The 12,170-nt window shown below is 37.5% G+C and carries 12 protein-coding genes; all 12 read left to right on the plus strand.

The genetic code is table 11. The annotated features are described in order from the left end of the window. Positions 1 to 553 precede the first annotated feature (553 nt). Positions 554 to 865, plus strand: a complete 312-nt coding sequence (gene yqfC / locus F9U64_RS15720) for a sporulation protein YqfC (protein WP_194287407.1) — start codon at positions 554 to 556, stop codon at positions 863 to 865. Then, positions 866 to 2,083 carry a sporulation protein YqfD gene (gene yqfD, locus F9U64_RS15725; RefSeq protein ID WP_153405760.1) on the plus strand — a complete coding sequence of 406 codons (1,218 nt, stop codon included), beginning with the start codon at positions 866 to 868 and terminating at the stop codon, positions 2,081 to 2,083. A 2-nt stretch (positions 2,084 to 2,085) separates the two neighbouring features. Further along, a complete protein-coding gene (locus tag F9U64_RS15730; protein ID WP_153405763.1) occupies positions 2,086 to 3,036 on the plus strand; it encodes a PhoH family protein in 951 nt (316 codons plus the stop codon). An 82-nt stretch (positions 3,037 to 3,118) separates the two neighbouring features. Then, complete coding sequence (locus tag F9U64_RS15735) at positions 3,119 to 5,254, plus strand: HD family phosphohydrolase (RefSeq protein ID WP_153405766.1); 2,136 nt, start codon at positions 3,119 to 3,121, stop codon at positions 5,252 to 5,254. A 2-nt stretch (positions 5,255 to 5,256) separates the two neighbouring features. Then, a complete protein-coding gene (gene ybeY / locus F9U64_RS15740; RefSeq protein WP_153405769.1) occupies positions 5,257 to 5,721 on the plus strand; it encodes an rRNA maturation RNase YbeY in 465 nt (154 codons plus the stop codon). Further along, positions 5,699 to 6,070 (plus strand): diacylglycerol kinase family protein, encoded by a 372-nt coding sequence (locus F9U64_RS15745; RefSeq protein WP_153405771.1) that lies wholly within the window; start codon positions 5,699 to 5,701, stop codon positions 6,068 to 6,070. Before ybeY ends, F9U64_RS15745 begins: the two co-directional genes overlap by 23 nt. A gap of 121 nt (positions 6,071 to 6,191) precedes the next feature. Then, complete coding sequence (gene era / locus F9U64_RS15750) at positions 6,192 to 7,097, plus strand: GTPase Era (protein ID WP_153405774.1); 906 nt, start codon at positions 6,192 to 6,194, stop codon at positions 7,095 to 7,097. A 135-nt stretch (positions 7,098 to 7,232) separates the two neighbouring features. Continuing rightward, positions 7,233 to 7,373, plus strand: coding sequence for a YqzL family protein (locus F9U64_RS15755; protein WP_153405777.1), 141 nt, complete (start codon positions 7,233 to 7,235; stop codon positions 7,371 to 7,373). 22 nt (positions 7,374 to 7,395) lie between these two features. After that, a complete protein-coding gene (gene recO / locus F9U64_RS15760) occupies positions 7,396 to 8,142 on the plus strand; it encodes a DNA repair protein RecO (RefSeq protein WP_153405780.1) in 747 nt (248 codons plus the stop codon). 310 nt (positions 8,143 to 8,452) lie between these two features. After that, entirely contained in the window at positions 8,453 to 9,346 is an 894-nt protein-coding gene (gene glyQ / locus F9U64_RS15765; RefSeq protein ID WP_153405782.1) for a glycine--tRNA ligase subunit alpha, read from the plus strand. Next, complete coding sequence (glyS, locus tag F9U64_RS15770; protein WP_153405785.1) at positions 9,333 to 11,426, plus strand: glycine--tRNA ligase subunit beta; 2,094 nt, start codon at positions 9,333 to 9,335, stop codon at positions 11,424 to 11,426. The genes glyQ and glyS overlap by 14 nt, the downstream gene beginning before the upstream one ends. Positions 11,427 to 11,453: 27 nt before the next feature. Beyond that, positions 11,454 to 12,170, plus strand: a 717-nt coding sequence (locus tag F9U64_RS15775; RefSeq protein WP_228275755.1) for a pyruvate, water dikinase regulatory protein, incomplete at its 3' end; no start/stop codon positions are given.

Here is a 12,170-nt window from a genome sequence, read left to right on the forward strand (position 1 = left end):
AGCTTAAAGTTGACCAAAAAAGAAACTAGGAAGTATTTTGAAGGATGACTTGAAAGTTTCGTTCATATCAGTCTACGTTTATTTACTCCACTAGAATTACAGCTCTTTATTTTAAAGATGCAGATATTATGGGAGTTAATATACGTGCAATCTCTTATCTAATGCATATACACTGTTTAGTTCGGGCTATTCGTTCCTCTCGTTGGTCTAGGAGTCTAGATCAAGCAGCTGAAGCAGTGCCCGTGGTAAAGAAGACACTACGAAAGCGTAATTTTCTTAAGTAGATGTCGCCCTTATGCCCGTGGTGAAAGCGACTGTTTTCCCCCAGCGGAGCAATAGCATTTACAAAATCAGTACATGAGTGCAACCATAATCAATGTCCGAAAATACGGCTTATGTTAATAGAACATGCTGTGTTTTTTTAGCAGTTCTAAGAGTCTAACTAGCTTCGTGTTGAAATAGAAAGTAAATCCTATATATAAGCTTGAGATTGTTTTTCTGGAATATCCCTCTTGTCCCGCTCATACACTGATGGGGAAGGGGGCGAAGTCTGTTGGCACAGTGGAAAGAAAAACTAACGAGAATGATAACCAGAACATTTGATCTTCCTTCTGAAGTGATGCTGGAGCTCCCCCGAATTACAACGATCGGCTCCATTCATTTTTATATTGAAAATCACCAGGGCCTGGTCATATTTCAAGCAGATGAGTTACTGCTCAAGGTACACCAAGGCTATGTACGGATCATTGGGAGTGACTTTGTTTTGAAAATGATGGTAGGGCAGGAAATATTATTAGAGGGAAAAATAAAGGATATAACCTTTCAAGATGAAAGTGTTAAAACCGAAACCGGAGGGAAAGGTTAAATGTTTTATAAAAAGAAAAATTGGTTTTCCGGTACGCTAACCATAAAAGTTAAAGGAGATTATCCAGAGCTGTTTTTCGATCTGTGCACAAGAAATGGAATAGCCGTATGGGATATTAGAAAACTGGACCGGACAACATGCTATGGAGATATTGATCTTCGTGATTTACCCAAATTAAGAAAAGTAAAACGGAAAACCATTCATAAAATTTATTTTGAGACAAAGCAGGGTTTTCCTTTTTTATTAAAACATACCTTATATCAAAAGCCACTATTAATTGGATTTATGATAGCAGTGTGTTTTATTTTTTTATTATCGAATATGGTCTGGAAAGTAGATGTTGCAGGATTAGATGAAGAAATCGAAAATAAAGTATTTGAACAGCTTCAGGATTATGGTGTCTCACCAGGCAATTTTCAATGGAATATTGGGTCACCTGGTGATATTCAGGAACAGCTGATCAAAGATATACCAGAACTCTTGTGGATTGGTGTAACCAAAAGAGGGACAGCCTATCATTTAGAAGGTGTAGAGAAGACAAGGGTAGAAAAGCAGGAAGAAGATGCGCCAGGACATCTTGTCGCAACCAAAGAAGGTGTCATTGTCGATATTTACGCGGAAAAAGGACAACCACTTGTTAAGGTGAATGATGTCGTAGCAAAAAATGATATTTTAATTTCAGCATATTTAAACAATACAGACATAGAAGAAACGGACGAGGAACATATTAATGAACAAACACCTCTTGCTGCCCAGGGAGAAGTGATTGCAAAGGTTTGGTACCGCAGTTCAATCACTGTCCCATTGGAAGATCAATATGATGTGTTAAGCGGGGAAACTTCGGTAAAACACTATCTGAATATGTTTAACTTTCTAGTACCTGTATGGAATTTCGGTAATCCGGAATATAAAGATGTCCAAGTAGAGGCAGAAGAGCAGGAGTTTTATTTTCTCAACTGGAAGATCCCTGTCAGTTATGTCAAACAAACCATTCGGGAAAAGGAAGAAATTTTAGAAAAAAGAACAAAAGAAGAAGCAAAAAAGCTTGCTTTGGAACAAGCCGAACGAAGGTTAAGACAAATCATTCCACTTGATGCCAAAATAGAAGATGAAAAAGTTTTGCACGAACGGGAAGAGAATGGTAAAGTAAAATTAACTATATATTATACTGTATTAGAAGATATTACGAAGCGACAATCAATAACCCAAGGAGACTGATTATGCCAGAAGATTTAAAAGTAATTGATCTGCAATTAGAAAATGCGAATGAAGCACTAGATTTATTTGGAACAGAGGATAGACATTTAAAGCAACTAGAAGAGCAATTGGCTGTATCGATTGTGTCCAGAGGAGAACAAATTAGTGTTTCAGGAAGCGATTCAGATATTAATATTATTGAAGAAGTACTAAACGGATTACTTACCATTATCCGTAAGGGCATTCCGATTTCTGAGCGTGATGTCATTTATGCGGTAGAGTTGGCAAAAAGAGGGAAAATTGATCAACTTGCTGCCCTCTTTGAAGATGAGATCACAAAGACAGCGAAAGGAAAATCCATCCGGGTCAAAACATTAGGGCAGCGCAATTATCTGCAATCAATGAAACAGAACGATCTTGTATTTGGAATCGGGCCAGCTGGTACTGGAAAAACTTACTTGGCTGTGGTGATGGCCATCCAGGCTTTAAAAAGCGGCAAAGTAAAGCGAATTATCCTGACAAGGCCAGCTGTTGAGGCTGGAGAAAGCTTAGGGTTTTTACCGGGTGATTTAAAAGAAAAGGTCGATCCGTATTTACGTCCGCTTTACGATGCACTGCATGACGTATTAGGAACAGAACATACGATGAGGTTAATTGAACGAGGGACAATTGAAATTGCTCCATTAGCCTATATGAGAGGACGTACCCTTGATGATGCATTTGTTATTTTGGATGAGGCACAAAACACGACGGCAGCCCAGATGAAAATGTTTCTGACACGTCTCGGCTTCGGATCCAAAATGGTCATAACAGGTGATGTCACCCAAGTGGACTTACCTAAAGGAGTTCATTCAGGCTTAGTGGAAGCCAAGGAGAAGCTTGCGAACATGAAAGGAATCAGTTTTGTTTACTTGTCACAAGCAGATGTAGTAAGACACCCAATTGTTCAAAAGATCATTGAAGCGTATGAATAATGAATATAAATCTTAATAAGGCTTGGTTTATTGCCTGAATTTTTCATGTGCTAAACCAAGCCCCACCAAATGAGGGATCGTAATGAGCAAAGAGCGTATTATAAAGAAAATTACATACTATTTTCGCTATGACTGGCTGCGTTATCTAATAACTGCTATTCTTTGTACTGCGATTTTTTTCTCGTTAACTTATTCGAATGTGTATATGGAAGCGTATGATATAGAGAAGTTCTCATCAGCAAAAGAAACGATTCGCTCACCCATTACGGTAGAGAACACAAAGGAAACAGAAAGAAGAATAAGGGAAGCTGTGCAATCTGTTGAAGACCACTACGAAATATCAACAGATGTAACGGAGGAACAAGTAGCTTCCGTGAACGAGATCTTTGAAGTAATAGAGAAAATTGAATCAGAGGATCTAGAAAAAGTCTTGTCCAAATCAACTATTACAGTTACAGATAAAGTAAATTATTTAAAACAATTGGTAGAAGAAGAATCTGTCAGAGAGATGAATTCTGAAGTATTTACAGCATTATTCAAAGCAGATTCAGCTGACAGGATGTTGGCAAAAGAGTTAATCTCTTCTTCCTTATATGATGTTTTTCACACAGGGGTAAAAGTTGATGAAGAAGAACAGGTTATTAAGGAGATTGAACAGAAATTAAGCTATTCTACCTTAGATTATTCCCTTGTCCAAGCTTTAGAACCGCTAATTGTTTATGGGGTGGAGCCTAATTCATTTTTCTCAGCAGACCAGACAAATGAAGCACAAAAGCTAGCAAGAGAGGGCGTAGAGCCTGTCCTGATTCGTGCTGGAGAAATGATTGTAGAAGAGGGTCAGCTTATTACGAATGAAATTTATGAAGAATTAGAGATTACAGGTTTGTTAAACGAAGAAAGAAATGTATTTCCCTTAATTGGACTATTAATTCTTATGCTGCTTTTGGGTATGGTGATTTTCTTAGAATTGAATCGTGCAAAGAAGAACCACCATTATACTTCAAGAAAACTAGCGGCGATAGTTATCTTAACATGTGTCATTGTCGGTGTGATGAAAGTTATAAGCTTTTATGTGACAACAGATAACCCTCTCTTTTTCATTACACCAATTGCTACCGTTTCGATGCTTGTAAAGATATTAATAAGGGAACGAGTTGCGATCGTGTTTTCCATTATTTATGCGATTGTAGGCAGTGTCATATTTAATGCGAATATTCCAGGTCTGTTAAATATGGAGGCAGGGATTTACTTTCTGATCACACAATTAGTGAGTATTTATTTTCTGGCCCTTGTGAAAGATAAGGCGGCGATTATCAAAACAGGAATTGGCCTTGCTTTCATGAATCTGACTACTGTATTTCTATTCTTATTATTGTCTTTCGAAAAATATGACATGGCTGACTATTTATTATTTGGCAGTTATGGATTTTTAGCGGCAATAATAGCAACGGTTTTAACCGTAGGGATGCTCCCGTTCTTCGAATCAGGCTTAGGCATTTTGTCAGATTCCAGACTGTTAACATTGTCCAGTCCCAACCAGCCATTATTAAGGAAATTATTAATTGAGGCTCCCGGTACCTATCATCACAGTATTATGGTAGCTAATTTGAGTGAAGCTTCTTGTGAGGCAATTGGAGCAAATGGATTATTGGCCCGTGTTGCAGCTTATTACCATGACTTGGGTAAAACTGTAAGACCACATTATTTTATCGAAAACCAGATGGGAATGAAGAATCCTCATGACTACCTGGATCCATACCAAAGTGCAGAAATTATTATGCAGCACCCTGTTGATGGGGCCGAATTATTAAAAAAAGAAAAGCTCCCGCAAGAAATCATAGATATCGCTTTACAGCACCATGGGACTACCTTGTTGAAATTTTTCTATTATAAAGCAAAAGATAAAAGTGACAATGTGTTGGAAGAAGACTTTCGCTACAGTGGCCCTAAACCGGCCACAAAAGAAGCAGCTGTTGTCTCGATTTGTGACTCTATTGAAGCGGCAGTCCGATCCCAGACAAATCCGGATCAAAAACAAATTGAAAAAATTGTCGCTTCCATCTTTGAAGATCGAATGTTAGATGGCCAGTTGGATGACAGTAAACTAACCTTCAAGGATTTGGAAATAATGAAAAATGTTATCTGTGAAACCTTAAAAGGAATTTATCACTCCAGAATCCAGTACCCTAATGAAGAGAAAATGAAGGAGGCTAAGTAATAATGGAAATTGATTTTATTGATGAAACTGAAAAAGTATCGAATGAACATATGGAATTGATCGAGGATTTACTCGTATATGCAGCTAAAGAAGAAAGTGTTTCCCCTTTGGCTGAACTATCGGTAACCTTTGTGAACAATGAAGAGATCCAGCAACTAAACAAACAGTACAGAGACTTAGATAAACCGACAGATGTTCTTTCATTTGCTTTAGAAGAAGAAACAGATGGTGAAATCACCATACATGCGGAAGATCTTCCTGTAGTGCTTGGAGACATTGTTATTTCCATTGATAAAGCGGAGGAACAAGCAAAAGACTATAACCACTCGGTGTCCAGAGAATTTGGTTTTTTAGCATTGCATGGTTTCCTGCATCTTTTAGGTTATGATCATATGGAGGAAGCAGAAGAAAAGAAGATGTTCGCCAGACAAGAGGAGATCTTAAATGGCTTCGGATTATCAAGATAAACGACGCTATTACATTGGATTTAAGTATGCAATAAACGGACTTTTGCATGCAATAAGGAAAGAACGCAATGTGAAGATCCATATTATAGCAACAGTTTTGGTGATAATATCTGGTGTTTGGACAAAATTATCACCAATCGAGTGGGCTATTCTATTCCTTGCATGTGGAGCAGTAATAAGCATGGAGGTAATGAATACTGCGATAGAAACTGCACTGAATTACTTAGAACCAAACAGAAGACAAGCGATCGGCATTGCAAAAGATCTTGCAGCAGGTGCAGTTTTGGTAACAGCCATATTTGCTGTTATTGTTGGCTGTTGCATTTTTCTGCCTCATTGGCTAAATTAACTGCTGCAGATTATAATATTTGTGAAAACATTACCACTAGTTTTGTCGAAAGTATGAAATGAAATAAAATTTATTGTATGATATACATATACAATGCAACATGAATAACGGAGGAACGTGAATGGAACAAACATTTAAATCAGGATTTGTAGCAATTATCGGCAGACCGAATGTAGGAAAATCCACTTTTATGAACAGAGTTATCGGACAGAAAATTGCAATCATGAGTGACAAAGCACAGACAACAAGAAATAAAATTCAAGGCGTTTTTACTGATAAAGAAAAACAGATAGTGTTTATCGATACACCTGGTATCCATAAACCGAAGCATAAACTGGGAGATTTTATGGTGAAGATCGCCGAGAATACATTGAATGAAGTTGATGCCATTATGTTTATGATTAACGCAGATGAAGGATACGGGCGTGGAGATCAATATATTATAGACAGACTTCAGTCAAATAAGACGCCGGTATTTTTAGTCATTAACAAAATTGACCTCGTACAGCCAGATGAATTACTGCCCCTAATAGAACTTTATAAGGACAAGTATCCATTTGAGGAAATTATCCCGATATCTGCACTTGAAGGGAATAATGTGGAGCACTTAATGGAGGTTTTCACAGATTTTCTCCCGGAAGGACCGCAATTCTATCCGGAAGACCAAATTACAGATCATCCAGAACGATTTATAATCCAGGAATTAATCAGAGAAAAGGTTCTTCACTTAACGAGAGAAGAAATTCCTCACTCTGTTGCCGTCGTAATTGACCAGATCAAAAATAGAGGGGAAAATGATAAGCTGCTTGTACAGGCAAGTATTATCGTTGAGCGAAAATCACAAAAAGGGATTATCATTGGCAAGCAAGGGAAAATGTTAAAAGAAGTTGGAAAAAGAGCACGCCAGGATATCGAAGGATTACTTGGTTCAAAAGTTTTTCTGGAATTATGGGTGAAAGTAGAAGAAAACTGGCGGAATAAACCACACCATTTATATGAATTAGGTTTCAAACAGGACGAATACTAAGGTTCCCTGAATAATGTATGACAGCTTTTATGACCATCATACATGGTAAATATTATTACTAATTGAATGATTGTTTTAGGTAATTCTATTAATGAGCACAATGAAAGACAACCAAAAGGAAAGGTGAGGTTTATTGTGATCGATGTACCATGGAAAATATTCAGTCAAACAGGTAATATAGAAGCATATTTATGGATGAAACAGATAGAAGAAGATTCAACCGAATTAGATCAGGACTCATTGGATAATTCGTTGGTGGAAGACTCTCATTATTAAGTCAGAAAGGGAATGGTAACTTGTGTTTGAAAAAGTGGAAGGCATAATTTTAAAAACACAAGATTATGGGGAAACACATAAAATTGTAACATTACTCACACCAACTATGGGTAAATTCGGAGCAATTGCCCGTGGTGCAAAAAAAACAAAAAGCAGAATGGCTGCAATTACGCAGCCTTTTATTCATGGATCTTTTTTAGTTCAGCCTGGTTCAGGGCTTGCAACAATTCAGCAAGGAGAAGTGATTCATTCCTTTCGTAAAATTCGGGAAGATATATTTCTGACAGCATATACTAGTTTTTTAGCAGAATTAACGGATAAGGTGTTAGATCCGAAACAGTACGATCCGCTCCATTATAAACAATTGCTTCAGACATTGGAATGGTTTGAGCAAGACAAAGATCCGGAAATACTGACAATGATCTATGAATGGAAAATGTACCAGGCAGCAGGGTTCGCACCAATTGTTGACAATTGTGTTAACTGTGGCAGGAAAGAGAAGTTATCTCATTTTTCCATCCAGGAAGGCGGCATCCTTTGTCAGTTTTGCCATCATAAAGATTCCTATGCTTATATGCTGAATGAAAATCTGTATAAATTACTGCGGATTTTTTCCTGGGTCAGCTTAGACCGGATTGGGAATATCTCGGTGAAAGAGGAAAATAAAGCTATTCTTAAGCAAATAATGGATCAATATTATGAGAGATATGGTGGTTATTTTTTAAAGTCGAAACGCTTTCTGAAACAGATGGACAATTTACGGGGATAGTTAGCTGTTGACATTAAAATAGATATCTCGTATTATTTAATAATAACTGAAACATAATCTGTGTTGATAGAGAGTAGTACTAAGATTTTTTCAATGAAAGCGAGTCTAGGATGGTGTAAGCTAGATATTGAAACACTTAGGAAGGCAATCTGGAGCAGTTCTTTTTAAGTGGTTATTTCTCTATCGGAGAAGTAACAAATAGGGTGGAACCGCGGAGAACCCGTCCCTATGCTTTGTCACATTATTGATAAGGCATAGGGACGGGTTTTCGTTATGTAGAAAACTAAAAAATAATGGAGGGAACCATTAAATGAACATTCAAGAAATGATATTAACCTTACAAAAGCACTGGTCAGATCAGAATTGTATTCTGATGCAAGCATATGATGTGGAAAAAGGTGCAGGGACAATGTCACCAATGACATTGTTGCGCAGCCTGGGGCCAGAGCCTTGGAATGTTGCCTATGTTGAACCATCAAGACGACCTGCTGATGGACGTTATGGACAAAACCCGAACCGTCTATATCAGCACCATCAATTCCAAGTCATCATGAAACCATCACCTGACAATATTCAGGAACTGTACTTAGAGTCATTAGAAAAATTAGGCATCAATCCAAATGAACATGATATTCGTTTTGTGGAAGATAACTGGGAGAACCCTACACTTGGTGCAGCCGGTTTAGGCTGGGAAGTATGGCTTGATGGAATGGAAATTACCCAGTTTACCTATTTCCAGCAAATTGGCGGCTTAGAAGCGAAACCAGTAGCTGTTGAAATTACTTATGGGATTGAGCGTCTTGCTTCCTACATTCAAGATAAAGAAAATGTATTTGAATTAGAGTGGACAAATGGAGTGACAGTAGGCGATATCTTTTACCAGCCGGAATTTGAGCATTCTACATATACATTTGAAGAATCGAATACAGACATGCTGTTTACCCTTTTTACCACATATGAAGAAGAGGCAAAGCGGACAATGGAAAAAGGTCTTGTCTTTCCAGCATATGATTATGTACTAAAATGTTCTCATACCTTTAACCTGCTTGATGCGAAGGGAGTTATTTCCGTTACAGAAAGAACAGGCTATATAGGAAGAGTACGAAATCTAGCAAGAGAAATTGCCAAATTATATGTGGAAGAACGTGAAAGACTAGGATTCCCTATGCTGAAAGGAGAGAATATGGCAAATGACAACAACTAATGTGCTGTTTGAAGTAGGTCTTGAGGAAATGCCTGCACGATTTATGAATCATACGGAAGTACAATTAAGAGAAAAAACAGAAGCATGGTTAAATGAGCTTCGTTTAAACTTTGAAGAGATCGCAACTTATATTACTCCAAGAAGATTTGCTGTCGTTATTAAGAACCTGCAAACAAAGCAAGCAGATCAGGAAGAAGAAGTAAAAGGACCAGCAGAGAAAATTGCCAAAGACGAAAATGGCAATTGGTCAAAAGCTGCTATAGGCTTCTCTAAAGGACAAGGAAAAGATGTTGACGACATCTATTTCAAAGAAGTCAATGGCACGAATTACATCTTTGTTAAGAAATTCATAGAAGGAAAAAAAGTCGATGAATTACTGCCGCAATTCAAAGAAATAATTTTAAGTCTGCATTTTCCGAAAAATATGCGCTGGGCCAATCAGAACTTACGGTTTATCCGCCCAATCAAATGGCTTGTTGCATTAAATCATGAGAACATTATTCCGTTTGAAATTACAGGAGTTGAAACAGATAGGGTAACTTACGGTCACCGTTTCCTTGGCGGAGAAATAGTGATTAACGATCCGTTGCAATATGAAGAGCTTTTGGAAAAAGAATATGTGATTGCAGATGCAGAAAAACGCGAAAAGCTGATTACAGACGGTATTAGCAAATTAGAAAAAGTGAAAGGCTGGAATATTCCAATAGATGAGGGATTATTAAATGAGGTGAAACATCTTGTTGAATATCCTACCGTATTCTTTGGAGCATACGATAAAGCTTTTCTGCAGATACCGAAAGAAGTGTTAATTACTTCAATGAAGGAGCATCAAAGATATTTCCCTGTTCAGGATAGCCAGGGCGAGCTTTATCCATTCTTTGTTGCAGTTCGTAATGGAACGTCTGATCATATTGAAACAGTTTCCCGTGGTAATGAAAAAGTGCTCAGAGCAAGACTGCAGGATGCACAGTTCTTTTATGAAGAAGATCAAAAGCTTTCCATTGAGCGCAATTTAGACCAGTTATCCCGAATGGTTTTCCAGGAAAAATTAGGTACCATTGCTGATAAATCAGAACGGGTAACAAATATAGCAAGTATCATCACAGCACAATTGCAGTTGAACGATGAGGAGAAGAATAAAGTAACAAGAGCAGCCCAAATTTCTAAGTTTGACCTTGTAACAAATATGGTTAATGAATTTACGGAATTACAAGGAGTAATGGGACGCAAATATGCTGAAATCTTTGGTGAAGACGAAGAAGTTGCAAAAGCAATTGAAGAACAGTACATGCCAAAAAATGCGAATGCTGAATTGCCGGAAACAATTGTGGGATCAGTTGTAAGTATTGCTGATAAACTTGATACAATTGTCGGCTGTTTTACTGTTGGTATTATTCCAAGCGGCTCTCAAGATCCTTATGCTCTTAGAAGACAAGCACTAGGTGTTATTCAAATAGTGGGCAGAAGAAAATGGAATCTTAATATCAGTGAACTTCTTTACCATGTTCAGAAGCTGTTTGAAACACATATTAGTGACCATTCACAAAAAGAAGAGATTCACAAGCAATTAGAAACATTTTTTAAGCAAAGAGCAGCATATATTATGAAAGAGGAAAAAATTGAATCAGATGTAATTGATGCAGTACTAGTTAATGATCTGGATAATATCTCTTTTATCACAGCAAAAGCAAAGTTATTAAGTGAAAAACGCAGTGATACAAGTTTTAAAGATAAACAAGAGGCGTTTGTCAGAGTACTGAATTTAGCAAAGAAAGCAGAAGATCATTTCCAAGTGAATCCAGAGCTGTTTGTGAAGGAAGAGGAAAAGAATCTGTACCAAGTATATGAAAGCATCAAACCTGATTATAAAGCATCACTGCAAACAAGTAATGCAGGTGAATCACTTGAAATTCTGTCACGCCTGGTGCAGCCAATTCATCAGTTTTTTGATAACACAATGGTTATGGATGATGATATCCAAATAAGAGAAAACCGCCTGGCACTCTTATTAGCGGTATCACAACAAATCATCAAGTTTGCTGACCTTGCTGAAATTAATTGGAAACAGGTACAAAGTTAATTAGAATTCAGGAGGAAGCATGAACATATGGAAAAAACAATCATATATGTTGTTTCAGATTCCGTAGGTGAAACAGCAGAGTTTGTGACAAAAGCAGCATTAAGCCAATTTATGGATGAGAATGCGTATGATTTATATCGCATCCCATATGTAGAAAATATAGAAGTTTTGCGTGGTGTTGTGTACCACGCAAAACAATTAGGGGCAATGATTGGTTTTACACTGGTGAATCCTGTCTTACGTGAATTCCTGATACAAGAGGCTGTAAACAAACAAGTAGAATGTGTTGATATAATGGGGCCGATGTTAGCAGCAATGGAGAGGAAATTTAAAAGAAAAGCCAAAGAAGAACCTGGCTTGATTCACCGTCTTGATGAAGATTATTTCAGACGGGTGGAAGCAATAGAGTTTGCGGTAAGGTATGATGATGGAAGAGATCCAAGAGGAGTAATGCAGGCAGATATAGTCTTAATTGGGGTTTCACGAACGTCAAAAACCCCTTTATCGCAATATTTAGCGCATAAGCGCCTGAAAGTGGCTAATATTCCAATTGTTCCGGAAGTAGATCCACCCGAATCCTTATTTAAAATTCCGACACATAAGTGTATTGGACTAAAAATCAGTCCGGAAAAACTTAACACTATTCGGAAAGAAAGATTGAAAAGCCTCGGACTCGATGACAAGGCAAGCTATGCTAATATGGAAAGAATTCAGGAAGAATTAAATTATTTTGATCAGCTCATT

The sequence above is a fragment of the Gracilibacillus oryzae genome (assembly GCF_009498735.1).
Taxonomy (GTDB): domain Bacteria; phylum Bacillota; class Bacilli; order Bacillales; family Amphibacillaceae; genus Gracilibacillus; species Gracilibacillus oryzae.

Coding starts and splice junctions, on each gene's coding strand:
- yqfD (WP_153405760.1), top strand. CDS start 866: ATGTTTTATAAAAAGAAAAATTGGTTTTCCGGTACGCTAACCATAAAA.
- F9U64_RS15730 (WP_153405763.1), top strand. CDS start 2,086: ATGCCAGAAGATTTAAAAGTAATTGATCTGCAATTAGAAAATGCGAAT.
- F9U64_RS15735 (WP_153405766.1), top strand. CDS start 3,119: ATGAGCAAAGAGCGTATTATAAAGAAAATTACATACTATTTTCGCTAT.
- ybeY (WP_153405769.1), top strand. CDS start 5,257: ATGGAAATTGATTTTATTGATGAAACTGAAAAAGTATCGAATGAACAT.
- F9U64_RS15745 (WP_153405771.1), top strand. CDS start 5,699: ATGGCTTCGGATTATCAAGATAAACGACGCTATTACATTGGATTTAAG.
- era (WP_153405774.1), top strand. CDS start 6,192: ATGGAACAAACATTTAAATCAGGATTTGTAGCAATTATCGGCAGACCG.
- glyQ (WP_153405782.1), top strand. CDS start 8,453: ATGAACATTCAAGAAATGATATTAACCTTACAAAAGCACTGGTCAGAT.
- glyS (WP_153405785.1), top strand. CDS start 9,333: ATGACAACAACTAATGTGCTGTTTGAAGTAGGTCTTGAGGAAATGCCT.